The 22644-nt window shown below is 40.2% G+C and carries 24 protein-coding genes; 21 read left to right on the top strand and 3 right to left on the bottom strand.

Going from position 1 to position 22644, the window contains the following annotated elements; translation table 11 throughout:
• Nucleotides 1-55: 55 nt before the first annotated feature.
• The 17 genes from GSM42_RS03630 to GSM42_RS03550 all read left to right on the top strand — a co-directional run bounded on the left by GSM42_RS03630 (nucleotide 56) and on the right by GSM42_RS03550 (nucleotide 16103).
• Nucleotides 56-1408: a DEAD/DEAH box helicase family protein gene (locus GSM42_RS03630; RefSeq protein WP_160800139.1), complete on the top strand. Its 1353-nt coding sequence runs from the start codon at nucleotides 56-58 to the stop codon at nucleotides 1406-1408.
• A 207-nt stretch (nucleotides 1409-1615) separates the two neighbouring features.
• Nucleotides 1616-2134: a ComF family protein gene (locus GSM42_RS03625; protein ID WP_160800137.1), complete on the top strand. Its 519-nt coding sequence runs from the start codon at nucleotides 1616-1618 to the stop codon at nucleotides 2132-2134.
• A 183-nt stretch (nucleotides 2135-2317) separates the two neighbouring features.
• On the top strand, nucleotides 2318-2593 hold the full coding sequence (locus tag GSM42_RS03620) for an HU family DNA-binding protein (protein WP_160800135.1): 276 nt from the start codon (nucleotides 2318-2320) through the stop codon (nucleotides 2591-2593).
• A gap of 314 nt (nucleotides 2594-2907) precedes the next feature.
• Entirely contained in the window at nucleotides 2908-3105 is a 198-nt protein-coding gene (locus tag GSM42_RS03615) for a cold shock domain-containing protein (RefSeq protein ID WP_160800134.1), read from the top strand.
• 117 nt (nucleotides 3106-3222) lie between these two features.
• Complete coding sequence (gene wecB, locus GSM42_RS03610; protein ID WP_160800132.1) at nucleotides 3223-4287, top strand: non-hydrolyzing UDP-N-acetylglucosamine 2-epimerase; 1065 nt, start codon at nucleotides 3223-3225, stop codon at nucleotides 4285-4287.
• Between the two features lies 1 nt (nucleotide 4288).
• A complete protein-coding gene (locus tag GSM42_RS03605; protein WP_160800130.1) occupies nucleotides 4289-5524 on the top strand; it encodes a glycosyltransferase family 4 protein in 1236 nt (411 codons plus the stop codon).
• 58 nt (nucleotides 5525-5582) lie between these two features.
• Nucleotides 5583-5753, top strand: a complete 171-nt coding sequence (locus GSM42_RS03600) for a hypothetical protein (RefSeq protein WP_160800128.1) — start codon at nucleotides 5583-5585, stop codon at nucleotides 5751-5753.
• A 429-nt stretch (nucleotides 5754-6182) separates the two neighbouring features.
• Complete coding sequence (gene secA / locus GSM42_RS03595) at nucleotides 6183-8702, top strand: preprotein translocase subunit SecA (RefSeq protein WP_160800126.1); 2520 nt, start codon at nucleotides 6183-6185, stop codon at nucleotides 8700-8702.
• 18 nt (nucleotides 8703-8720) lie between these two features.
• A protein-coding gene (prfB, locus tag GSM42_RS03590) for a peptide chain release factor 2 (RefSeq protein WP_202404766.1) occupies nucleotides 8721-9831 on the top strand; the annotation gives its coding sequence in 2 pieces (ribosomal slippage) (nucleotides 8721-8792 and nucleotides 8794-9831; 1110 coding nt in all).
• Nucleotides 9832-9912: 81 nt separating this feature from the next.
• Nucleotides 9913-10701, top strand: a complete 789-nt coding sequence (locus tag GSM42_RS03585) for an enoyl-CoA hydratase/isomerase family protein (protein ID WP_160800124.1) — start codon at nucleotides 9913-9915, stop codon at nucleotides 10699-10701.
• 27 nt (nucleotides 10702-10728) lie between these two features.
• Nucleotides 10729-11397 carry a hypothetical protein gene (locus tag GSM42_RS03580; protein WP_160800121.1) on the top strand — a complete coding sequence of 223 codons (669 nt, stop codon included), beginning with the start codon at nucleotides 10729-10731 and terminating at the stop codon, nucleotides 11395-11397.
• 78 nt (nucleotides 11398-11475) lie between these two features.
• Entirely contained in the window at nucleotides 11476-12567 is a 1092-nt protein-coding gene (locus tag GSM42_RS03575; RefSeq protein ID WP_160800118.1) for an ankyrin repeat domain-containing protein, read from the top strand.
• 264 nt (nucleotides 12568-12831) lie between these two features.
• Entirely contained in the window at nucleotides 12832-13527 is a 696-nt protein-coding gene (locus GSM42_RS03570; RefSeq protein ID WP_160800457.1) for a TerC family protein, read from the top strand.
• A complete protein-coding gene (locus GSM42_RS03565) occupies nucleotides 13524-13757 on the top strand; it encodes a hypothetical protein (RefSeq protein WP_160800116.1) in 234 nt (77 codons plus the stop codon). Before GSM42_RS03570 ends, GSM42_RS03565 begins: the two co-directional genes overlap by 4 nt.
• Nucleotides 13723-14988: a glutathionylspermidine synthase family protein gene (locus tag GSM42_RS03560; RefSeq protein WP_160800113.1), complete on the top strand. Its 1266-nt coding sequence runs from the start codon at nucleotides 13723-13725 to the stop codon at nucleotides 14986-14988. The genes GSM42_RS03565 and GSM42_RS03560 overlap by 35 nt, the downstream gene beginning before the upstream one ends.
• Nucleotides 14989-15157: 169 nt before the next feature.
• Nucleotides 15158-15430, top strand: a complete 273-nt coding sequence (locus GSM42_RS03555) for a hypothetical protein (RefSeq protein ID WP_160800111.1) — start codon at nucleotides 15158-15160, stop codon at nucleotides 15428-15430.
• 415 nt (nucleotides 15431-15845) lie between these two features.
• Nucleotides 15846-16103: a hypothetical protein gene (locus tag GSM42_RS03550; protein WP_160800108.1), complete on the top strand. Its 258-nt coding sequence runs from the start codon at nucleotides 15846-15848 to the stop codon at nucleotides 16101-16103.
• 150 nt (nucleotides 16104-16253) lie between these two features.
• Here GSM42_RS03550 and GSM42_RS03545 read toward each other — a convergent pair whose 3' ends face one another.
• Nucleotides 16254-17096, bottom strand: coding sequence for a polysaccharide deacetylase family protein (locus GSM42_RS03545; RefSeq protein ID WP_160800105.1), 843 nt, complete (start codon nucleotides 17094-17096; stop codon nucleotides 16254-16256).
• On the bottom strand, nucleotides 17093-18055 hold the full coding sequence (gene corA / locus GSM42_RS03540; RefSeq protein WP_160800102.1) for a magnesium/cobalt transporter CorA: 963 nt from the start codon (nucleotides 18053-18055) through the stop codon (nucleotides 17093-17095). Before corA ends, GSM42_RS03545 begins: the two co-directional genes overlap by 4 nt.
• 313 nt (nucleotides 18056-18368) lie before the next feature.
• On the opposite strand from corA, the gene GSM42_RS20340 reads away from it, so the two are divergent.
• Entirely contained in the window at nucleotides 18369-18833 is a 465-nt protein-coding gene (locus GSM42_RS20340) for a hypothetical protein (RefSeq protein WP_202404765.1), read from the top strand.
• A gap of 189 nt (nucleotides 18834-19022) precedes the next feature.
• Nucleotides 19023-19325, top strand: a complete 303-nt coding sequence (locus GSM42_RS03530; RefSeq protein ID WP_160800099.1) for a hypothetical protein — start codon at nucleotides 19023-19025, stop codon at nucleotides 19323-19325.
• Between the two features lie 51 nt (nucleotides 19326-19376).
• Here the strand turns inward: GSM42_RS03530 and GSM42_RS03525 are convergent, their stop codons facing one another.
• The gene (locus GSM42_RS03525; RefSeq protein ID WP_160800096.1) at nucleotides 19377-19691 is read right to left on the bottom strand and encodes a hypothetical protein; all 315 of its coding nucleotides are present in this window, start codon (nucleotides 19689-19691) and stop codon (nucleotides 19377-19379) included.
• A 163-nt stretch (nucleotides 19692-19854) separates the two neighbouring features.
• On the opposite strand from GSM42_RS03525, the gene GSM42_RS03520 reads away from it, so the two are divergent.
• Entirely contained in the window at nucleotides 19855-21114 is a 1260-nt protein-coding gene (locus tag GSM42_RS03520) for an argininosuccinate synthase (protein ID WP_160800094.1), read from the top strand.
• Nucleotides 21062-22486, top strand: a complete 1425-nt coding sequence (argH, locus tag GSM42_RS03515; RefSeq protein ID WP_160800091.1) for an argininosuccinate lyase — start codon at nucleotides 21062-21064, stop codon at nucleotides 22484-22486. The genes GSM42_RS03520 and argH overlap by 53 nt, the downstream gene beginning before the upstream one ends.
• Nucleotides 22487-22644 lie beyond the last annotated feature (158 nt).

Here is a 22644-nt window from a genome sequence, read left to right as displayed (position 1 = left end):
ATTACTTGTTTATCAGTCACCTTGGAGTGGCTGATTTTTTTTTGGAGGGCAAATCATGAAGAGTGACCCTTTGTTCTTGTATAGAAGGTTTACTGGCAGACGTCTTTTGTGGAGTGAAATCATGAAAAGCTTGGAGAAAATAGATGAGAAGCAATTGCAGACAGCTTTAGAGGTATTAGAGGAGCAAGGGTATGTAACAAAAGAGCCCTCGATCCAGACTTCTTTTTGGGCCATTCGAAAAAAATGCAACCGATGTGGAGCAGGATCTCTCTATTTGGAAAAAAGCAGCTGTGCAATCTGCAAAGAGCGATCATGTGTTTATTGCACCAAATGTTTGCATCGGGGAAGAGCAAAGAGTTGTAGTTTTATCTACTCTTTTCAACCGATGTCGCAATCTATTGATTTTCATTCTGAACCCAGCTATCCATTGCGGCCTGCTCAGCAAAAAACACTCGTAGACATACAGAAGTTACTACATGGTCAATCACGATCGATATATGTAGTTATGGTCGCTGGTGCAGGAAAGATTTCCATCCTTGCGGCTTTGTTTCAACAACTTCTCAGTGAGCAAAAACATATCTTTTGGTGTTTACCAGAAAAAGAAGTCGAACAAAACCTTAATCAGATGAAACTCCTAATGCCAAACTTAGTGAAGCAATGTTTGGATCAGAGTTTTGTAGTGGGAACGAAATGGGATCTGCTTTCGTATCATCAACAATTCGATGTCCTGTTATTAGATGGAGTAGAAGTACCTCCCTTTTTTTCGAATGGTGCACTAGCAAAAGAGGGGCAGCAGGTACAAATTGGTTTACCTTTTCCAAGAAATCAACAGACATCCCTAGTAGTGCACCCTGTAAGGTTGCATCAATATCCATTGCCAATTCCAAAATTCATCCATTATCGAGGATTGAGAAGAGGTTTGCAGCTCAACAAACCGATTGAGCCTCTTCGATTATTCATAGAGGAAATACAAAGCTTAAATGGACAAGCATGGATCGTAGTACCATCCAAAAAGGATGGTAAAATGGTGATGGATTGGATAGAGAAAGTAATGCCGGTGATAAAAGATAAATCCAGAATGATAGGAGAAGAAAATGAAAATGCAGAAGAGTTAAGAATTTTATTTTCTGAACAAAAATTTACTTTTTTAATCATTCCTCATTATTTGCTTAAATCCATTCGAATAGCAAATTTACATCTTTGTGTCTTATTTGCGGAACATTCATCAATCGAAAGGAAAAGACTGGTAGAGATGAGCCAACTCGTTGGTATTCATGCTTATTTTCCATGTTGTGAAGTATGGTTTGTCGGCGAAGAGAACACAAATACGATCGTTCAGACAAAAAAAGAACACATTTACTTAAATGAGTTAGCAAAAAAAGAAGGATATTTGAATGAGAGGGCGTAATACGGTATGAGGTGGTGGTCTTTTCTTTTTCCAATTCATCCCAATTGCTGGTTCTGTAATCAATCGAAGGTACAAACATTTCTTTCTAGTTCATGGTCGAACATATGTGAAGATTGTTTAGGTCTTCTATCTCCTATTCAAAATCCAACATGTCATGTTTGCTTTCGATCACTGGCAGATGATTCAGGTATATGCTGTGATTGTTTGATGGTGGCAATAGAAGATAGGGTTCAGAATGTCAGTGCAGTTGCCTATACAAGCAAAGCCAAAAAGGTAATATCCAGATTTAAATATCTTGGTGATGAGCGCTATGCAAAATATATTGGAGCTATGATGAGGGATGTGGTAGAAGTCCATTATAGGGGAATTCCATTCTCTGTGATCACTAGTGTACCTCTTCACCATAAACGTTTAACAGAACGGGGTTTTAATCAATCTCAGTTACTAGCAGAACAAATTGGAAAAAGCATAGGCATACCCACCTTAAATCTATTAGAACGAAATAAGCCCTCCCCACCACAGGCTAGTCTTGGCAGAGCAGATAGGATTCGTTCATTACAGAATTCTTTTCAAATCTCTGAGGAGGCACAGCAACTAGATCTTAGGCCTCACACTATTCTGCTTGTGGATGATGTGTACACGACCGGTAGTACGATTCGTGAGTGTGCAAAAACTCTCCGCAGTGCAGGGGCGAAAACGATCTACTCGACTACCTTTGCAAGGTAATTGCATATGGGGTCAGGTATGGAAAAGCTAATCCTGGGCAACACCAGAGATAGCGGTTATTCTTTGGACCGTTTGACAGACGGAGCTTGCTTGGTTATAAAATAGCGTTAGGCTGTTATCCCAAGAAGTCCCTAAATATATGGGAGGCTGTCTGAATTTACCTACTTTAGGGGGAAAAGAAACATGAATAAAACAGAATTAGTTGAAAAAGTAGCAGAGTCTACTGGAAAAACCAAAAAGGATGCTGGACAAGTTGTAGATGCAGTTTTGAGTTGTATTTCAGGTGCTCTTCAAGATGGAGATAAAGTTACGCTCATTGGTTTTGGAAACTTTGAGGTTCGTGAGCGTGCTGCTAGAACTGGACGTAATCCACAAACAGGTGAAGAAATTCAAATCGAAGCTAGCCGTGTTCCTTCTTTTAAACCAGGAAAGCAACTCAAAGAAGCAGTTAATTCATAAAACAAATGGATGGTATCTATTTCTGAATAGAAATTAGAACCATCCATTTTTTATAAAATTATAGTAATATCTTAAGAAGAACTATCGAATAATACGATTTCATTTGGGAAAGATAGTTATAAATTTGCCAATTTTTTCTCTGTATTTGTGGAATATATGGATAACTTGTGCATAACAACTACAAACATCTAAAAAAATCTAGGCAAATGTTGGTTGCTTGACATTAATTTTTTCCAAATGTTATATTGAAATTACATAAGAATAGTTCTTGTGCTAAGATAACAGTTTTGAGAAGAGAAGGGAATGTTTGTTTCATGCAAGGCAAAGTAAAATGGTTTAACGCAGAAAAAGGTTATGGTTTCATCGAACGCGAAGATGGTGACGATGTATTCGTTCACTACTCTGCAATTCAATCAGAAGGATTTAAATCCCTTGAAGAAGGTCAAACGGTAGAATTTGATATTGTAGATGGTTCCCGTGGGCCACAAGCTTCCAACGTTGAAAAAAAATAAGAAATTAGCAAACTCCCCACGCTAAAGTGGGGAGTTTTTGATTTATACAATTTTTCAAGCATTCTCTTGTGTTATCATAGTGTCAGTTGTTTTTGCATTTAAGGGAGGTTTTCTCAGATGAAAGTAGTAACAGTTGTTGGAGCTCGTCCACAATTTATCAAAGCAGCTCCTGTGTCTCGTGCTTTACGTGCCGAAGGAAAAGAGATTTTAGTACATACTGGTCAACATTACGATAAATCCATGTCTGATGTTTTCTTTGAAGAGTTAGAGATACCTATTCCAGAATATCATCTGCATGTAGGTTCCCTGTCACACGGGGCACAGACAGGAGAAATGTTAAGAAAAGTGGAAGAAGTATTGCTTGCTGAAAAGCCAGATGCACTTTTGGTATATGGTGACACCAACTCCACTATTGCGGGAGCACTAGCCGCTGCTAAATTACATATACCTGTTGCACACGTAGAAGCAGGACTCAGAAGTTTTAACCGCAGAATGCCAGAAGAAGTAAACCGGGTAATGACAGACCATATTTCGAAATGGCTTTTTTGCCCAACAGGAACTGCTGTAAACCATCTCGCTAAAGAAGGTATTACGGATGGTGTGCATGTGGTTGGTGATGTGATGTTGGATGCTTTTAACTACAACACACAACTGGCAGAAGGTAAAGCTCATGTTCTTCGTGATTTGCCAGTCCAAGCAAAGTCTTATGTACTCATTACGCTTCATCGTGCAGAGAATACAGATGATCCAAATCGACTAAAAGCAATTGTAAACGCTATTAATCAACTGCCAATTCCAGCTATTTTACCACTTCATCCACGAACAGTCAGCAAGCTGAAAGAAAGTGGACTTAGTATCACCAATGATAATGTACATGTCATCAATCCTGTCGGTTATTTGGATATGATCCAATTGGAGTTCCAAGCGAAACTGATCTTAACGGATTCTGGCGGAGTTCAGAAAGAAGCATTTTTTGCACAAGTCCCTTGTATCACCATGCGAGATGAGACAGAGTGGACGGAAACTGTTTCCTATGGTGCAAATAAATTAGTCGGTGCAAACACAGACCTCATTTTGCAAGCAGTATCTGAGTTTAAAGTGGATTTCTCCAACATTCCTAGTGTATTCGGAGATGGACGTACAGCAGAAAAACTGGTAGAGATTATCAAACGGGGTTTATAACATGAAACGGTTTAAAATTTGGTTAGCAAATCACTATGCTGTACCACCAAATATTGCAGGCATTACACGCCATTTTGAATTGGCAAGAGAATGGGCAAAAGAAGAAGATGCAGAAGTTACCTTATTTCTATCCAAATTTGTACATCCACGCCGAACTTTTATTACTGCTGAAGAGAAGGCTCAAATCGAACAAGTAGATGGCTTGAAGTTAGCATGGCTTTGGTCTTTTCCGCACAAAGTCAATGATTTTCGCCGGATCATCAATATGATCAGTTTTGCATTTGTCTTTTTCTTTGCTACCCTTTTTCGTCGGAAACCAGATGTTTTTATCGCTTCCTCTCCACATCTCTTTCTTGCGTATGCAGGATTGCTGGTAGCACGAATCAAACGTATTCCTTTTGTGTTTGAAGTGAGAGATCTGTGGCCTGATTCACTTGTGAAAATGGGCGGTGTGAAAAAGGGAGCAGTACTGAATGCGTTGACATGGATGGAAAGCCAACTCTATAAAAAATCAGATCAAATCATTGTTTTGACGGAGCACCAACGCCAGTATATTTCTGAAAAAGGGATACCTCTTGAAAAAATAGATCTCATCCCTAATGGTGTAGTAGTCGGTTCTTGGCAGCCAGATGAACAAAAAAGAGCAGAATATCGTGAGAAACTTGGAGTTCCACAAGATGACTTTGTGGCAATTTATACAGGGGCCCATGGACCAGCAAATGCTCTGGAGTATGTTGTTCAAGCGGGACAGTATCTACCAGAAAAAGGATACTCAATCGTACTTATTGGCGATGGTCCTGATAAAGAACGGTTACAAAAACGGGTAGCAGAGCTCGGTTTGAAAAATGTTCATCTGCTAGATCCGGTGCCAAAAGCAGAGATATTTGATTATACCAATGCTGCTGATTTTGGGATTATCTCATTAGCGGACAATGAAGTATTTAGAGGAGCAAGACCAAATAAACTCTTTGATTATACTTTCCTAGGAAAACCAATCATTACCACGGTAGATGGCGAAGTCCGGCAAATTGTGGAGCAAAATCGAGTAGGTGTTTTCAGTGGTGCAGAGAACCCAAAAGGTTTAGCAGAGGCAATCATGCAGATGAGCCAATATACTCCTGATCGCTTAACAGAAATCAAAGCAAATGGTAGGGAATTTATTGATCGAGAAGGCGATCGCCAGAAGTTGGCAAAGAAGTTTTTTGGGATATTAAAAGAATTAGTAACGAAAAAATAAATTAATTGAACCCGGTTTTGAACGATGGGAATTTACATGTTTGTTAGGAATTAACTTCATGATGATCGATAGATTGGACAAATACGGCGGGGTAATCATTTTAAGTAATGGTTACCCCGCTTTAACCAACTCTACTTACCAGGTGGTTACTTTGCTTCGTAAATTACTTGAAACAACCCGCAAGGACTTGTCCATGTGGAATCTTCTTCGGTTTCGAGGGAATCGATGATTTCGCCGATTGGACTGCTAGTCGGACTGTAAAGAACCTTGTTGGTATCATTATAGTCATATCCTAGATCCAGGATATGACGGCGATTTCCATTCTTTTTCTCGATGTTTTTTCCCTTTTGACCAGCCTTTACACAGTCAGAATAACAAATTTGAATGGTCTCTACAGGGCCTCCTATTGTTTGGCAGCTTTGCTGTACCGTATATAAGTATATCAGTATGAGATTAGAGCAGTCTACGAGCTCGTAGTATGATAAGATTGTCGAATTAAACCTAGTTTCATGACTCGAAACTAGGTCTTTTACCGTTGAAACGGAATGTTAACGGGATGAAGTGAAAAATTAACTTTTTTTTGTTACACTAGTAGATAGTATGTTTACTTACAGGAAAAGCGATTGGTTATAGATAGATTGTGCAGGAGGAAATTTGGATGTTAAAAACGCTAAAACGCTTACTTGACCCAAATGAGCGTCAAGTAAAAAAGTATTTTCAAATTGCGGATCAGATCGATGGCATGGAAGATTCTATTGCCAGCTTATCTGATGATGAACTTCGTGGAAAGACAGCAGAATTTAAAGAACGTCTCAGTAAAGGAGAATCGTTAGATGATCTCCTGCCAGAAGCATTTGCCGTAACTCGTGAAGCATCCAAGAGGGTTCTTGGTATGCGGCACTTCCGAGTTCAGTTGGTTGGGGGCATGGTGCTTCACAATGGGGATATTGCCGAGATGCGCACAGGGGAAGGGAAAACCCTTGTTTCCACTTTACCAGCCTATCTGAATGCACTGACCGGCAAGGGTGTTCATATTGTTACTGTCAACGATTATCTTGCTCGACGAGATAAAGAGTGGATGGGACAAATTTTTGAGTTTCTAGGACTTACCGTTGGGTTGAATGTTCCATTTATGTCCCCTGAAGAAAAAAGGGCAGCATATCAGGCTGATATCACATATGGTACCAACAATGAGTTTGGCTTTGATTATTTGCGAGATAACATGGTAGCTTATCAAGAACAGCTGACTCAAAAAGAGCTTCATTTTGCTATTGTCGACGAAGTGGATAGTATTTTGATCGATGAAGCCAGAACTCCCCTTATCATTAGTGGACAGGCGAATAAAGCGACAGATCTTTATTATACAGCTGATCGTGTAGTGAGTCGTTTGAAAGCAGAAGAAGACTACTCGCTTGACGTGAAAACAAAACAAATTGCTTTAACGGATGAAGGGGTAAAGAAAGTAGAGAATGCCCTTAAAATAGATAACCTGTATGACATGAAAAATATCACTTTGAACCACCATGTCCTGCAAGCTTTAAAAGCGCATGTAACGATGCATCGAGATCAAGATTATGTAGTTGATGCCGAACACGGTGTAGTCATTGTTGATGAATTTACAGGACGTTTGATGCATGGTCGCCGCTATAGTGACGGGTTGCATCAAGCAATTGAAGCAAAAGAAAATATCCAAGTGCAGCATGAAAGCATGACACTTGCTACGGTTACCTTGCAAAATTATTTCCGTCTTTATGAAAAGCTATCTGGTATGACAGGTACTGCTAAGACAGAGGAAGAAGAGTTCCGCCGTATTTATAACATGGATGTGGTGATCGTACCAACTAATCAACCGATGATCCGTCAAGACATGTCTGACGTTTTGTACAAAACGGTAAAAGAAAAGTTTCAAGCTGTTATCGAACAGATTGAACAACTTCACTCGGTAGGAAGACCTGTACTAGTAGGTACTGTATCTATTGAGAACTCAGAAAAATTATCGCTTTTACTAAAACGAAAAGGTATTCCACACCAAGTTTTAAATGCGAAAAACCACGAGAAAGAAGCAGAAATTATCTCAGCAGCAGGTCAGTATGGTGCGGTGACCATTGCTACCAACATGGCTGGTCGTGGTACAGATATTATGCTGGGTGAAAAAGTTGCAGACCTTGGCGGGCTACATGTGATTGGTACCGAACGCCATGAGAGCAGACGGATCGATAATCAGTTACGTGGACGTGCAGGACGTCAGGGTGATCCTGGTTCTACCCAGTTCTATCTTTCCTTTGAAGATGATTTGATGCGGCGATTTGTTCCTGATCGAATGAAATCGATGATCAGTCGTGCTATGGGTGATGGGGAGCCATTGGAAGGAAATATATTTACGAGATCGATTGCGAATGCACAAAAACAAGTGGAGAATAATAACTTCGATGCTAGACGATGGGTCTTGCAATATGATGATGTTCTCAATCAGCAAAGGGAAATCATCTATAAACAAAGACGTCAAGTGCTGACTAGCGAAAAGATGGATGATGTTGTTCTTCCGATGATAAAAGCAGAGATAGAGCGAATTGTGGAAGTCCATACTTCTGGTAGTGATGAAGAAGAATGGGAGTTAGAAGCTATTCAAGATTATATGGAGGGCAATGTCATACCTGAAGGCCGGATTGATGAAGATGACCTAGAAGAGATGGACCCAGATCAATTAAAAGAATATCTTTATGAAGCAGCAAAAACATATTATGAAGAACGTAGAGTAGAGCTTGGGGAAGAGCGAATGAATGAATTCTCCAAAGTGGTTGTTCTGCGTACCGTTGACCGCAAATGGATGGATCATATCGATGCAATGGAACAGCTTCGTCAAGGGATTCACTTACGTGCATATGGACAAGACAACCCACTGCGTTCTTATCAGTTTGAAGGATTTGCGATGTTTGAGGCTATGGTCCAAGAAATTCAAGAAGAAGTTGTGAAATATGTAATGAAAGCAGTTGTACAAGAGGAAGAAACACTGACACGAGAAGATGTTGCGACTAATGTAACTCCGATTTCAGGTGGAGACACGGGAGAAGAAAGACCAAAAGTAGTACCTCTTCGTCGTTCTGACAAAGTAGGCAGAAACGATCCATGTCCATGTGGAAGTGGGAAGAAATACAAAAACTGTCATTATAAGAAATAACACGAGGGGTTGACTGACTTGGATTTACAAGCATTAAAACAAGAGTTTCAAATTACAGCAAAACGTTTCGCTGATCTTAGGGGGTCTCTTTGACTTAGAGGATAGACAGGCGAAACTTACAACTCTGGAAGCTGAAATGGCTGATGAATCGTTTTGGAATGACCAGCAGCAGGCTCAGCAAAAAATCGCAGAGCTTCGTGAGGTAAAAGAAATTATCGATCAGGTTCAAGCACTCACCACACAAAAAGATGATTTACAAATATTATTGGAGCTGCTCCAAGAGGAAGAAGATCCATCCCTGTTAAGTGAGTGTCAAGCAAGCTTAAAAACATTTCAACAGCAAGTAAATGCATTTGAACTACAACAACTTTTAAGCGGGCCATATGATCGGAATTCAGCTATTTTGGAGCTTCATCCTGGAGCTGGTGGAACAGAATCCCAAGATTGGGCAGAGATGTTGCTCCGGATGTATACACGTTGGGCAGAAAAGAATGGATTTAAGATTGAGATGATTGACTATCTGCCTGGGGATGAAGCCGGATTAAAAAGCGTTACCTTACTCGTAAAAGGAGTAAATGCTTATGGGTATCTTCGAACAGAAAAGGGTGTCCATCGCTTAGTTCGTATCTCCCCTTTTGATGCATCTGGACGCAGGCATACTTCTTTTGCATCTGTAAATGTGGTTCCAGAGCTAGATGATGATGTCGAAGTCGAAATCCGGACTGAAGATATCAAAGTAGACACGTATCGCGCGAGCGGTGCTGGCGGACAGCATATCAACACAACCGACTCTGCTGTACGTATAACACATATACCAACTGGCGTGGTGGTTACTTGTCAATCAGAGCGATCTCAGATCAAAAACCGAGATAAGGCAATGAAGGTTTTAAAAGCGCGTCTTTATGAACAAAAATTGGAAGAACAAGAGAAGAAATTAAATGAGATCAAAGGGGAACAGACAGAGATCGGCTGGGGTAATCAGATTCGTTCTTATGTTTTTCACCCTTACAGTCTCGTAAAAGATCATCGTACTTCGGTTGAAAATGGCAATGTTCAAGCAGTAATGGATGGAAGCATTCATGTATTTATGGAAGCTTTCCTCAAAAAACAAGTGGAAAACAAGCACTAACAAGAAAGCGAACTCTCTATCATTTGGAGGGCTCGCTTTCTTATGATAAAATGGGGAATATTCTCAATAGGGGCGGTGCAAATGACAAGTTGGAACTGTATTACCCTGGAAGTAGAACAATCTATTGGCATACTCACTCTATCACGTACAAAAGTATTAAATGCATTAAACCAACAAATGTTGACAGAGTTAACAGAAGCATTGCATCATGTGGAGTCCCTTGAAGAAATAAAAGTTCTTATTGTGACAGGGGCTGGTCAGAAGGCATTTGCAGCTGGAGCTGATATATCAGAGCTAAGATTGATAGAAAATGCAATCGATGCTGAAAAACAGGCTTTACTTGGGCAGACGGTATTTGATAGGCTTGAGAATATGCCGATCCCTGTTATAATGGCAGTGAATGGTTTTGCTCTTGGTGGAGGTTGTGAATTAGCACTTGCTGGTGATGTTATCTTTGCAGCTGAGTCGGCGAAGTTTGGTCAGCCAGAGATAAATCTTGGAACTATACCAGGGTATGGTGGAACCCAGCGATTATCCCGCGCCATTGGTGAGAAAAATGCAAAATACTATCTTTTCTCTGGAGAATTGTTTTCAAGTGAAGAAGCATGGAGATTAGGGCTTATTCAAAAAGTACTTCCAAACGATCAATTATTACCAGAAGCAAAAGCGTTTGCAAAAAAATTAGCAAAACTGGCACCAATTGCACTTCAATATGTGAAAAAATCCATTCATAATGGTTTAGAGATACCTTTGGATAAAGCATTACAACTGGAGGCTACTTACTTTGGACTTACCTTTCAAACAGCGGATCGGTTGGAAGGGATGGACGCATTTCTAGAGAAGAGGAAACCAACTTTTCGGGGAGAGTAACATTTCCCGGGGAATGGAGGATACAACATGATGAGTTTAGTGATGAGTCCAATCTTTTGGATTGGCGTAGTACTTGTAGTTGTTGCTATTATTGTTTTATCTGCACTAATAAGTAGTAAGCGTAGCAAAGAAGTAGATGAGTTGAGTACATATTTTCCAGATGGGGAAGTAGATAGCTCGAACCGGATTTCCGTCGAGAAAGTGAGGCGCTCTACTTTAGCGCGCCAACAACGGAAACAAGCGTCTCAGCATCTACCTCGTCGTCAACCTCGAGAAGATGTGCTTGAACTGGAGAAGCAAGAATATGTAGAAGTAGTTCAAAAAGAGGGAGAAGATACAAAGGATTATTTGCAAGAAGAGGAGGATCTCAGCCTTCCTGTTGTACAAGATTCAGATGTCTCTGAACGACAAATGAATAGACAACAATTTAAATCCAATCTTCTTACATCCCGAAACACATCCCTAACAGAAAATAGTGCGTTAAACAAACGTTCCTCATTTTCGAGAAGAACTCCGCTGAACTCTACTACTAATACATCCAGTACTACTGTAAATAATACGCGTAATCCTATTCGACGGACAGCAGGAAATAAAGCTGCTTACCCATCACTGCGTAAAGATGCAGATAATACAGCAAATACAGAAGATAATAATACACCTCGATTTCCAAATCGACGTTCCAAAAGAATGTTTTAAGCCGCCTATTAAATGGTGGTTTTTTTTATGCTCCAAACAAGTAATAATGAAAGCAGACTATAGGAAAGAGGGTTAGGGATGAAAGCGAGAGATATTATTATTGTTCTTTTCTTGTTTGCAGGAGTGATCGCTGCCGTTTTATATGGAATTGGTCAGATAACAGGAGATGATAATCGTACCGAAACAAAAAATGAAGTTGATCCAAAAGATATGGAAGCTGTGATCGATGCAATTCGTGACGATAATTACGCCGTTATCGAAGCTATGCTCCAAAAAGGTGCAAATCCAAATGGGGTTAATGAAGATGACTATGCTCCTCTGCAAATTGCGGTAGAGCATGGAAACATAGACATTGTCAATCTATTAGCTAGTTATAAGGCGAACGTAAATAAAACGGATGAGAACGGAACCTCTTTATTAGAAATAGCAGTCGAGAAAGAAGATATCTCTATGGTTGAAACGCTTTTAACGTTAGGGGCGAAGGTGAATTATACGAATAAAGATGGAGAAACAGTACTATGGAAAGCAGTGGAAACAGGAAATATTGAGATGATAGAAGCTTTAATCCAAAGAGGAGCAAATATAAAAGCAACCAATTTCAAAGGTGAAACTGTAATGTTTCAAGAAATAAGAGCAAATATAAATGAAACAGTCAAATTTTTGGTCTCTAAAGGATTAAAAGTAGACGTAATTAATTCAGATAAAGAGAGCCTAGCATATCGTTCATTACGCAAAACAGATCAGTTTCAAGTGTTGCTTGCAAATGGTCTGAATCCTAACTTTGCCACTAGCGAACAAGATGCATTATTAATAGAAGCGATCGATTCAAGTCAATATCCTGCTATCAAAGCATTATTAGACAAGGGAGCAAACCCTAATATAAAAAATAAGTACAAGGAATCTGCTATTCAAACTGCTGTCAGAAGAGGAAATCTGTATACAATCGAATTATTAATCGCACGTGGTGCTGATGTAAATAGTGTGGATGAGTATGGAACAACACCATTGATGGAGGCAGTTTCCAAACAGAAAAAGTCTGCTGTTTTAGCTCTCTTATCTACTAAAAAAGTAGATCGTAAAAAGAAAAATAGCCAAGGGAAAACAGCTTTACAGTTAGCAAATGAGAGTAAAAACAAGGAAATCATCAAGATATTGCAAAATGCAAAATAAATTTAAAATAACAATAGGTTGGTAAAATTTTGAATGCGCTTGACAGTTTTTCCTAGGGTCAAGTATGATGGAGATGATAAAAATATCGCCTTTATAAGATAAAGGGGAGTAGCTGACACAATAAAGTCGTCATTACGGGAGCAATCTCCGGCTTTGTTGGCAACGAAAATGTTGTTTGCGAGACCTTTACTTCTAGCAATTTTTTTGTTGATGCTAGCAGTAAAGGTCTTTATTATGCTCAAGAAAGGAAGGGTAAAAATGGAAATGGAGATATTTTCACTACAGTTTTTGTCAAGTCTACTAACCATTCTGGTTATTGACCTCGTACTTGCTGGTGATAACGCGATTGTAATTGGTTTAGCAGCTCGAAAGTTACCAGTAGATCAAAGGAAAAAAGTAATTGTATGGGGGACAGTGGGTGCAATTACGCTTCGAGTGATTGCAACGGTAACCATTGTTTATCTATTAAAGATACCTGGGTTGCTTTTAGTAGGAGGTCTAGTACTTCTTTGGATCTCTTATAATTTACTAGCAGATAACGATAATCATGAAGACGTGAAAGCAGGTAACAATTTTTGGTCTGCACTTCGCACCGTGATATTAGCAGATACGATTATGAGTCTGGATAATGTATTAGCAGTAGGTGGAGCTGCACATGGTAGTGTTTTATTGGTAGTAATTGGACTTTTGATCAGTGTTCCACTTGTAGTATGGGGAAGTACACTCTTTATCAAATTGGTAGATAAATATCCAATGATTTTATATATCGGTTCTGCAGTACTTGCTTGGACAGCGGGAGGAATGATTGCGGAAGAACCAATAATTCATAAGTTTATTGCAGAATTTCCTTGGATTCAGTATGTAGTCAATATAATATTAGTAGTGTTAGTATTGCTTGCTGGTTGGACACGTAAGCAAAAGAAACAAAATATGACTCATACAATGGGAGGAAATGGATGAAAAGCAAATACGTCGTAACTTTATTCGCTTCAAGTATGCTTCTTTTAGCCGGTTGTGGTGATAAGAATGATTTGGATGATTATACTCTTTGCTATGATAATGATAATGATCAATATTGTGATGATGACACATCCGAACTCATTGACCCAGATTCCTATGTTGTAATTGATGGCAAGCGGGAGGCATATATCGTTTATGATAGCGACACCTCATCCAGTAGTGGCGGGTGAATATCATCAACATCACAAACGCATTTATGAACCAATAAGAAATATTTTTTCATGGGATCATTGGGAAGGTAAGGAATACGCCCTTGCATCATTTGCATCTGTTGATCGATCTATATTTGCAGAGATTAGGCACGCTACCAAACTATTAGGAACTTTATTTGATCGGGTAGCTGAAGTAGTACGACTGGGTTCCAAAGAACTCTGGAGTGAACTCGGATTTCCTGCCGAAACATGGTCAGCAATTCAGCTAACTACCAACTATAAAGCGGTAACTGCTATCGGTAGATTTGATTTTGCTTATACTCCACAAGGGTTGAAAATGCTTGAGTTTAATAGTGATACACCAACAAGTATTGTGGAAGCTTTCTTTGTCAATGGAGAAGTTTGCAAGTATTATCAAGTAGAGAATATGAACGAAGGAACAGATTTGGACTTTAAACACATGTTCCATGATCTGCTTGAAAATTATCGAGCAAATGGATTTGCTACCGAACATATTGCATTTTGTTGTGATTCAAACGATGATGAAGATCGTGGAACAACAAAATATTTATTACAAAAATCAAATTTACCAGGGTTTTATTCTCCTCTTTCAGAATTGGCTTATGACCCATCGAAAGAACGATTGACCGCGAGAATGCCAAATGGTGATTTTCAACCAATCGATGTTTTATATCGTCTCCATGCGCTTGAAATTATTGCAAAGGATCGGACAAGCAAAGGCTTTCCGATTGGTGCTAAGCTATTAGAACTAGCAGCTAAAAAAAGAATTGCCTTTATCAATCCACCAACAGCTTTTATCACGCAAACAAAAGCACTGCAAGCACTTATCTGGAACTTATATGAATCAGAAATATTTTTTACACCAGAAGAACGGGAAATAGTGGAAGCATACTGCCTTCCTACTTATTTGGAAAACCAATTTCATAAGAAGTTACCTTATGTAAGAAAGCCCTACTTCGGTCGAGAAGGTGGAGCAGTCTCCTTATTTCGAGCTGATGGTGAAATGGAAACTTCGGATCAAGCAAAGCATTACTGGGATCAACCGATGGTTTACCAAGAACGAGTGGATTTACCAACGTTAACGGTGGAGACAGCAGGTGGTCCTTATACAGGAAAACTACTTTTTGGCTCGTTTCTCATCGGTGGACAACCTTCTGCGATTTTAGGAAGGGTTGGACAAGATATTACCCAAGATTTATCTTATTTTTTGCCGCTGGCAGTTAAGTAAGCAGTATGAAAACGACTTCTTTTTATAAGAAGTCGTTTTTTTACATAAAAGTATATGTAAGAGTTTATGTTTGTCAATGGAGTAGATTGAGTTTTTAAGAAGGTATTGTATGATAGGTATAAGGATAAATCATCCTTTCGTAATTCCTCTACTACAGAAAGATAGAGATATGTCGGTTGACGAGACTCGCCAGCGTCTGGACAAGAAGATGGCTGACTGCAAGGCGGAAGCCGCTGAACTGATTCCGAATGTGGAGGAGTATCTTCGCCGTCGCCGTGATGGTCTGCCTCCTTGGGACGTTGGGAATCTGGAATATGCGCTCACGCAGTTGCATCAATTTCATGACTTTCTGGCAGTGCCTGGTCTGTCGCATGAGCATGTTTTGGAGCGTGTGAGTTGGTTCAATGGTCGCAAGGCGGCCTACGCTCGGCTGATGAAGTAAGTTTTCATCAGTTTGAGGGTACTCTTCGTAACAAGAGAGTACCCTCACCAAAAATAGAAATCTAATGTTTATATAAGGCATTAATTGATTGTTTATCGAAAAGAGAGTGGATTTAAGGGTAAAGACAGTAGGTGTCGAAAACTACTATTTGTTTTCTTTCTAAGGGGGAGAACCTTCTGCGGGGATGGCTAAGATATTACCCAAGATTTATCTTATTTCTTGCCGCTGGCAGTTAAGTAAGCAGCATGAAAACGACTTCTTTTTATAAGAAGTCGTTTTTTGTTCTTTATCAAGAGCATGTTAAAGCCATTTTTGATTGTAGAAAGATAATAAATTATTTTAAAAATAGTTTCTATAAATTTGTCAATGTGGGATAATAAAAACGTAAGATCTGTTTTCCGACTTAGGAGGAGAAATGCCTGATCCAAAGGTGACAAAGCATACTGGTTCACTCAACGTGAAAGACATCGGAGTTGTAACTGTACGTGTTGGTTATACTTCCAACCGTATCAAGCCGTACGATGATCCTTTCGGTATTGACAGTATCGAGATTGAGGGTAAGAAGGTTTCTCCCAGTGAAAATGCGCACCTTGTAGCCCTCGTAACTGATCACGACAATACGCGGTGGGTCCCCCCGCTACCTGAGCCGCCGGAGAAGCGGCGTATGTCGTAGTCAATGTCATTGTTCATGGGCTTCTGGTTTTATCTAGAAGCCCATGAACAGGGTGTGTCATTCACAAAAAGAAAAGAATACACACCCAGCGCACATAATAAAAAAATTGAAATAGATAATAAAACCTCCAAAATAGGAGGTTTTTGTTTGTTATGGATTGTCCAAATACGTCTCCAACTTCACAAACCGATAGCCTTTTTCTATCAATCGAGGTATAGCCTTTTGAATTCCTTCTGCTGTACCACTATTTGGTTGATTCATATGCAAAATAATAATCGAACCAGCCTTCGCCTTTTGCATCGATTGATCCACCTGAAAAGCATTATAGGTTGCACCAGCATCCCCGATAATATCAAAGTTAACTGGTATTTCCCCAAGATCCTCTGCTATTTTAACTGCTACGTCATCATAGTAAGCTGTTCCAGAGCGGAAAAATTTTGGTGCTTTTCCGGTAAGTTGTTTTATTTTCTGGTGATTTCCATACACTTCTGCATACGCATCAGCAATATTTTTTGTGCCACTTATTCCATATATACTGCGTCCATTAACAGACAGGGGACGGTGTTCGGTGCCATGGTTTTCTATTTCAAACAAAGGATTGTTCGCTAGTTTTTGAAATATGGTCGGATTTGCATCAATCCATCTCGAATTAATAAATAAAGTTGCTGGGATTTGTTGTTTTGTCAAATATTGAATAATAGCTTCATCGTATCCACTACCATGTTCACCCCCACATGCATCAAAGGTCAGTGCGATCACTTTTTCCTCTGTAGGGAGTTTTTGAATCACACCCGTTACCTTCTCTCCCCACTCTTTTGGTTTACTGTCCTGGTAAAGCTTTATTTCTTGAGCTTCGGTTGGCAGTGTGGAAGTTGTGTTTATGGTTATTTGTTTTGTTGATGCTGGTTGGATTGACGAAAGTTTGGGTTCTACTGACAAAGAGCAGCCAGTTAAGAGTGCGAATGTGCCCAATGTAAATAAGATTCTCTTCATTCTTTAAAAAACCATCCTTTGTGTTTAAACCAGAGAAACATCCCTATGCTGATAGCAAACATACATCCTAGCACAAAAAAATACCCATAATGCCATTTTAATTCCGGCATATATTCAAAATTCATTCCATATATTCCGGCAATGAAAGTCAGCGGCATAAAGATCGTCGTGATAACCGTTAAGGTCATCATAATCGAATTCATCCGGTTGGAGTTGAGGGAGATATGATTATCCCGGATATCGGAAGTCATGTCGCGGCTAGAATCAATCATTGTACTAAGTTTTAATAAATAGTCATAGACATCCATGTAGTACCGACGTTCTTCCCCTTTTCCAGAGAGGTGTTCGGACTGGGTAATCCGGAAAACCAGATCTCGAAATGGCCAGATAACATGACGGAGGCGAAGCAGACTGCGACGAATGTGAAATAGTTCATTCATCTGTTTCTGCATGCGCCCGGTGACTTCTGGTCGGACACCAATTGCTGTTATACGATCTTCTAGCTTTTCAGCCAAAGGAAAGAAAGAATCGGCTACTTTATCCATGATCTTATAACAGATATAACGAGATCCAAGCGATTGCGCGTTGGAGTCTTTCTTCATACAGTCCCATACAGCATCAATTTCAGGTTGTTCTTTATAGTGAAACGTTACGACATATTGCTGATGTTGAAAGATATCTATTTCTTTTGGTCTTAAATTTTTTTGATCAATCGCATTTAGTACAAAAAAATGATAGTCTTCATAGTCATCTAATTTTGTGCGTTGTTGCAAATGCAGGCAATCTTGGATAGCTAATTCATGAAAACCCATTTGATAAAGTTCTTCTGCTTCTTTTTTCGTCGGTTTGTTGAAGTCGACCCAATACCATGCTAATTCGGATCTTTTTTGTTTTATCTCATTTAATGGAAGATCTTCGTGTAATTCTCCTGATTTGCTATATGCTAATATTCGAATCATGGTCAAGAGATACTCCTTCTATATAAACTTAGTATCCATTTTAGACGGAACAATTTGTGAGTACAACTATAGGTGAATGTAAAAGGTATTGTTATTTGTTAATTGTCGATAAATATACGTTTTATACAAGGAAAAGGGCAACTTAGGAATATTTAGAGATAAGTTTCGTTCATATTGGAAAAGAGTTATTCTTAGTATCTCCAAAAAAGCAATAGGAATATTTTTATCTACAAAATAAAAATGCTTGTATGAATTATAAAAAGATTATAGACTAGAAATAAGGATCAGTTAACGTGTTCAGGAAGGACACACCATGCGTAGCAAGCGCGCGCTCATTGCCTCTGCAGCTGTCGTGTCGCTCATCGGCGTCGGCGCCTGTGGCGTCAACAAGGACGAGGACAAGCCGAAGGACTGCCCGACCAACTCCGCGATGAGCAACTCGAACATCGAGATGGACCCGGTCGGTTACGCTGCCAAGTACGGTGGCCCCTCAGGTGGTGGCGCCAAGCCCGCTCCGGCTCCGGCCCCGGCGAAGCCCGCTCCGGCCCCGGCGAAGCCTGCTCCGGCCCCGGCGAAGCCCGCCGAACCGGTGAAGCCCGCCAAGCCGGCGAAGCCCGCCAAGCCGGCGAAGCCCGCCAAGCCGAAGCACGACGACTTCGACTTGGAGGAGGAGATCCCTCAGGAGGAGACCTCGGGCGAGGACTACTCCGGTGAGAACTCCGGCGGCACCACGGGTGGCGTACCCACTTCGGCCTGCGAGGGCGACGAGAACAACTGAGCCAAACGGCGGTAGCACTCCTCAATCCAGAGGAGCGGCTACCGCCGCCTCATTTGTATCGATAAAACCAGACCAGACCCAGAGACAGTAGTCCCTGAGTCTGGTTTTTAACAATTACCGCCGCTTTTGCCAAACGGTCGCATAAGCAGGCGAACCGACACACTTTTCATCTACGGAAGATGAGGTAGTATGCGTTTCAATCCAAGAAAGACCTTGTACCGTGAGGTCAGCTTCGAGGAAGAAATTACGAATAATTCCTGTCCGAAGATGAAGAACACAGGTGCGACCACTGTTCAACTCATTATGAATGTAATTCTCGATGGACTGCTTGAACTGGTAAGCCTGGTCACTGTTCAGTTTAAGCTTTTCTACCCAGTAAGCAATAGTAGCGTCAACGGAATTATCGGAAGTGGACGACTTTGTCATATTTCTGTCCTTTGGAAGATCAAAGCGGAATTGTTAACAAATCTATCTTATCAAACATTAGGCTAAAGTGGTGCAGGTTCAGAAGACTTTTGTCATCTGAACCTGCGGGGTAGCAACTTACTGCTGCCAAACGGGCTTCTGTACACCCTCTATCCGGACGAGGTTAAGAGTAGACTCTGTAAGCACTGGATGCTTTGGAGTTTGATTTACTCCCATTTCATAGAGGACACAGTTGATCGCACCAGTTGACTCGTGGGTCCAGTCCAAGCGACAGAACCCAAAGTTACGGATGCCTTCGTCTACTATTTTCGAGATTTGCTGCTTGAACTGCTTAAGCTGGTTAGAATTCAGCTTGGGCTTTAGTACCTGCTGGACCTTCTCTTCCCAGAAGCATACAGTTGCTTCCGTAGCAGAAGTTGCACGCTTAGCCATCTTGTCTCCTTTTTCTCTATAGGGAGAGCTGAAATGCACTATCTCTCTTATTTTATATCAGGGATTCACATGCAGGAAAAATTTTTTTCTGTTCTTTTTTATACGCAATCATGTATAATAACTCATTGAGATGAATTTTTATTTAACAAAGGAGCGGATGATAGTGAGTAAAGATAAAATTGTCCTCGCCTATTCAGGCGGTTTAGATACTTCTGTTGCAATTCGTTGGTTAACCGAAAATTATGGCTATGATGTGATTGCAGTGGCACTTGATGTTGGAGAAGGAAAAGATTTAGATTTTGTAAAAGAGAAAGCTTTGAAAGTTGGTGCGGTAAAATCAATCGTGGTCGATGCGAAAGAATATTATGCCAATCACTTCCTCGCTTCAGCATTAAAAGCAAATGCGATGTATGAGGGCAAGTATCCGCTTGTGTCGGCATTATCCCGTCCTCTTATTTCTCAAATTCTCGTTCAAGTTGCAGAAGCAGAAGGAGCAGTGGCGGTAGCTCATGGCTGTACAGGAAAAGGTAATGACCAAGTGCGGTTTGATCTATCTGTGCAAGCATTGAATCCAAACCTCAAAGTGATCGCACCTGTTCGAGAGTGGGCAATGTCTCGTGATGAAGAGATCAAATATGCACAGGAACACCATATTCCAATCCCGATTGATCTAGATAACCCTTACAGTGTGGACCAAAATTTATGGGGCCGCAGTTGTGAATGTGGTGTATTAGAAAATCCGTGGACAGCTCCACCAGAAGGTGCTTATGAGCTAACCAATCCCATAGATGCAACACCAGATGAAGCAACAGAAGTAGTGATCACATTTGAAAAAGGAATTCCAACTGCTTTAGATGGAATCGAGCTTCCTTTGCACCAATTAATTACCAACCTAAATCAGATAGCAGGTTCGCATGGAGTAGGAAGAATTGATCATGTAGAAAATCGTCTGGTGGGAATCAAGTCCCGTGAAGTATATGAATGTCCAGCAGCTATCACTTTGATCACTGCGCATAGAGAATTAGAGCATCTGACTTTAACACGAGATGTCGCACGTTTCAAACCTGCAATCGAACAGAAATGGGCAGAATTAGCATATGATGGTCTTTGGTTCTCTCCGTTAAAATTAGCTTTGGACGCGTTTGTTGATGAAACACAAAAATTTGTAACAGGAAATGTTCGGGTGAAATTATACAAAGGAACGGTTGTTGTTACAGGTAGAGAATCAGAGCACTCCTTATATAATGAACAATTAGCAACATATTCTACAGATGATACATTTGATCATCAAGCAGCAGTTGGTTTTATCAAATTATGGGGATTACCTACGCATATTTATGCAACTATACATGAAGATGAGGTGAAAGCAGATGAAACTTTGGGGCGGGCGCTTTACCAAGTCGACGGATCAACTAGCGCTTGAATTCCAAGCATCCATCTCTTTTGACCAAAAACTAGTAATCGAAGATATTGTAGGGAGTATTGTTCATGTCGAGATGCTAGGGGCACAAGAAATTTTGACAGAGGAAGAAACAAAGACGATCCGCGATGGATTGATAATGCTGTTGGAGAAAGCAAAATCTGGTGAATTAATCTATACAGTAGAACATGAAGATATTCATATGAATATCGAGAAAATGTTGATTGATCTGGTTGGACCAGTTGGAGGAAAATTACATACTGGCAGAAGCAGAAATGATCAGAGTGCTTTAGATGTTCACCTCTACACGCGAAGAAAGACAGCTGAGCTAGTAGAATCTGTTGTAGCTCTATCAGAAGCGATTATCAAACAAGCAGAAAATAATGTGGACACGCTTCTCCCTGGATATACTCACTTGCAACGTGCTCAACCTGTGCGGTTTGCTCATCACTTGCTAGCATATGCAAGTATGTTGGAAAGAGATATGGGTCGTCTCGTAGATAGTTATAAACGAACAGATACGTGTCCGCTTGGTGCTGGGGCGATTGCAGGTACTACGTTCCCAATCGATCGGCAGTATGTTCAGAAACGTCTGCACTTTGCTAATATCTATGAAAATAGCATGGATGCAGTGAGTGACCGCGATTATATCGTTGAGTTAATCTCTGCTCTCTCTTTGATTATGGTACATCTTTCTCGTTTAGCTGAGGAGCTCATTCTCTGGTCGAGCGAAGAGTTTCAATATGTGGAGCTAGATGATGCTTACTGCACAGGCAGCAGCATGATGCCGCAAAAGAAAAACCCAGATATTCCTGAGCTGGTGAGAGGAAAAAGTGGTAGGGTATTTGGCAGTTTAGTAGGATTGCTTACGATGTTAAAAGCATTGCCATTGAGTTTTAACAAAGATATGCAAGAGGACAAAGAGGCTTTGTTTGATGCAGTGGAGACGTCGGAAAACTGTCTTGTTTTAATGCGTGATGTGATCGAAACAATGACGGTGAAAAAAGAAAATATGTTGAAAAATATACAACAGAGTTATTCCAATGCAACGGACTTAGCGGATTATCTCGCTGCAAAAGGTATTCCTTTTCGCGAAGCTCATGAAATAACTGGTAAAACAGTTCTTTATGCGATTTCGCAGCAAAAATACTTACTAGAGTTGTCTTTGGAAGAATATCAACAGTTTTCTCCGATTGTACAAGAGGACCTTTATGAATTTTTAGCAGAAGAGCAAGTAGTGGAAGCAAGAAAGAGTGAAGGCGGAACAGCTAAGATCCAAGTAGAAAAACAGATCAAACAGCGGGCCGAGTATGTAGATAACATAAAAAAATGGTTAAAGACTGTCCAGGCTACGCAAGAACTCATCGCATTCTAACTATTTGGTTTTTCTTGCCAACATAGAAAAAGAGCAGATCATGTTATAATGAGTCTCCAGTAGGGATTGTCTATACTGGAGATTTTTTGCTGTCAAGTTTGAATATATCATCATTTTGAAAAATATTAGTCTAGGAAACGTTAAGAATGATGCTATAA

The sequence above is a fragment of the Shimazuella alba genome (genome assembly GCF_009831235.1).
In the GTDB taxonomy this organism is placed as follows: domain Bacteria; phylum Bacillota; class Bacilli; order Thermoactinomycetales; family Thermoactinomycetaceae; genus Shimazuella; species Shimazuella alba.
Note: the sequence above shows the minus strand (reverse complement) of the source record. Positions and strands in the feature narration are given on the sequence as shown.

Coding starts and splice junctions, on each gene's coding strand:
- GSM42_RS03630 (WP_160800139.1), top strand. CDS start 56: ATGAAGAGTGACCCTTTGTTCTTGTATAGAAGGTTTACTGGCAGACGT.
- GSM42_RS03625 (WP_160800137.1), top strand. CDS start 1,616: ATGGTGGCAATAGAAGATAGGGTTCAGAATGTCAGTGCAGTTGCCTAT.
- GSM42_RS03620 (WP_160800135.1), top strand. CDS start 2,318: ATGAATAAAACAGAATTAGTTGAAAAAGTAGCAGAGTCTACTGGAAAA.
- GSM42_RS03615 (WP_160800134.1), top strand. CDS start 2,908: ATGCAAGGCAAAGTAAAATGGTTTAACGCAGAAAAAGGTTATGGTTTC.
- wecB (WP_160800132.1), top strand. CDS start 3,223: ATGAAAGTAGTAACAGTTGTTGGAGCTCGTCCACAATTTATCAAAGCA.
- GSM42_RS03605 (WP_160800130.1), top strand. CDS start 4,289: ATGAAACGGTTTAAAATTTGGTTAGCAAATCACTATGCTGTACCACCA.
- GSM42_RS03600 (WP_160800128.1), top strand. CDS start 5,583: ATGATGATCGATAGATTGGACAAATACGGCGGGGTAATCATTTTAAGT.
- secA (WP_160800126.1), top strand. CDS start 6,183: ATGTTAAAAACGCTAAAACGCTTACTTGACCCAAATGAGCGTCAAGTA.
- GSM42_RS03585 (WP_160800124.1), top strand. CDS start 9,913: ATGACAAGTTGGAACTGTATTACCCTGGAAGTAGAACAATCTATTGGC.
- GSM42_RS03580 (WP_160800121.1), top strand. CDS start 10,729: ATGATGAGTTTAGTGATGAGTCCAATCTTTTGGATTGGCGTAGTACTT.
- GSM42_RS03575 (WP_160800118.1), top strand. CDS start 11,476: ATGAAAGCGAGAGATATTATTATTGTTCTTTTCTTGTTTGCAGGAGTG.
- GSM42_RS03570 (WP_160800457.1), top strand. CDS start 12,832: ATGGAGATATTTTCACTACAGTTTTTGTCAAGTCTACTAACCATTCTG.
- GSM42_RS03565 (WP_160800116.1), top strand. CDS start 13,524: ATGAAAAGCAAATACGTCGTAACTTTATTCGCTTCAAGTATGCTTCTT.
- GSM42_RS03560 (WP_160800113.1), top strand. CDS start 13,723: ATGATAGCGACACCTCATCCAGTAGTGGCGGGTGAATATCATCAACAT.
- GSM42_RS03555 (WP_160800111.1), top strand. CDS start 15,158: ATGTCGGTTGACGAGACTCGCCAGCGTCTGGACAAGAAGATGGCTGAC.
- GSM42_RS03550 (WP_160800108.1), top strand. CDS start 15,846: ATGCCTGATCCAAAGGTGACAAAGCATACTGGTTCACTCAACGTGAAA.
- GSM42_RS03545 (WP_160800105.1), bottom strand. CDS start 17,096: ATGAAGAGAATCTTATTTACATTGGGCACATTCGCACTCTTAACTGGC.
- corA (WP_160800102.1), bottom strand. CDS start 18,055: ATGATTCGAATATTAGCATATAGCAAATCAGGAGAATTACACGAAGAT.
- GSM42_RS20340 (WP_202404765.1), top strand. CDS start 18,369: ATGCGTAGCAAGCGCGCGCTCATTGCCTCTGCAGCTGTCGTGTCGCTC.
- GSM42_RS03530 (WP_160800099.1), top strand. CDS start 19,023: ATGCGTTTCAATCCAAGAAAGACCTTGTACCGTGAGGTCAGCTTCGAG.
- GSM42_RS03525 (WP_160800096.1), bottom strand. CDS start 19,691: ATGGCTAAGCGTGCAACTTCTGCTACGGAAGCAACTGTATGCTTCTGG.
- argH (WP_160800091.1), top strand. CDS start 21,062: ATGAAACTTTGGGGCGGGCGCTTTACCAAGTCGACGGATCAACTAGCG.